At 69.8% G+C, this 1,305-nt stretch carries 1 protein-coding gene; it reads left to right on the top strand.

The features are described 5' to 3' along the window. Positions 1 to 106 precede the first annotated feature (106 nt). Positions 107 to 1,305: sugar phosphate nucleotidyltransferase (locus SNE206_RS39990; RefSeq protein WP_407918507.1), on the top strand; the 1,199-nt coding region annotated here is incomplete at its 3' end.

Raw genomic sequence — 1,305 nt, 5'->3', positions numbered from 1 at the left:
GGGCCGTCTGCGGCGACCGACTTGACTCAACGGTTGACAAGATTTGACATGGCGTGTTGTATCTTGGGTGGTAGAGCGTCGGCGTATGGGGGTCAGGACGGTGGACGTGGACGGAGAGACGGTCGGGATCATCCTGGCCGGAGGACGCGGTGAGCGGGCGAAGCCCATCACCCTGGAGTCCGCCGACTACATCAGGAGCAAAGCGCTGATCCCGTTCGCCGGCCGCCGACTCGTCGAGTGGGTGGTCGACGCCTGCCGGCGACAGGGCATCAGGAAGTTCTACGTCGTGGCGCAGGGGCTGGAGAACCGCAGCCAGATCAAACTGCTGCTCGGCCACGGCGAGCGCTACGGCATCGAGGTCCGCTACTCGCGGTCCAGCTACGACCGCTACAACGTGGGCTCCGGATCCGCCACCCTCCACAACCTGGAGCAGTGGAACCTCACCGGCCGGGCCCTGGTGCTGCCGGTCGACTCCATCTTCGACTTCTCGCTCGCCGAGCTGGAGGCCACCCACACGAGCCACGACGCCGTGGTCACGGTCGCGGCGGTGGCCCGCACGCCCGCCGAGGTCGCCGGCAAGTACGGCGTCATGCGCACCGACGAGGAGGACCTCGTCACCGGCTTCGTCGAGAAGCCCGGCCGCGACGAGCTCGACGCGCTCTTCCCCGACGTGCTGGACGGCGGCTGCGGGCTCGTCCCCACCAACGCCGGCATGTACCTCGTCGACTGCGGCCGCCTCCGGCAGGCCGCCCGCGACCCGCAGCTGATGCGCCTGGCCCACCAGCGGCTCGACTGGGGCAAGGACCTGTTGCCCTACCTCGTCGGCCACGGCCTGCCCGTGGCGTCCCATCACATCTCGCGGCTGGGCGACCTCGGCAACGTCGAGGACTACCTGGTCACCCTCAAGGGTGTCCTCTCCGGGGACTACTCGCAGATGAACGAGCTCATGGCCGACCCGTTCAGCGACGAGCCGCGCTACTGGATCCACGAGTCGAGCCTGCAGACCCGGGACGACCGCACCGGCACCACCCTCGCCGCCAAGATCGCCGACGGCAGCGTGGTCATCGGGGACGGCGTCCGGATCGGCCGGCACGTGTCGGTCGGCAGCGGCGTCCGGCTGGAGTACGCCGACATCGGCGACGGCGCCGAGCTCCACGAGGGCGCCCGGCTCACCGGCGCGTCCCTCGGCGACTCCTCCGTGGTCGGCCCGTACGCCGACATCGTCGACTCCTACGTCGGCCCCATGGTGGAGATCCACTCCGACCGAAGACGGCCGGTGCGCCTGGACGGCTTCTCCGCCGTCGG

It is taken from the genome of Kitasatospora sp. NE20-6, assembly GCF_045862635.1.
Note: the sequence above shows the minus strand (reverse complement) of the source record. Positions and strands in the feature narration are given on the sequence as shown.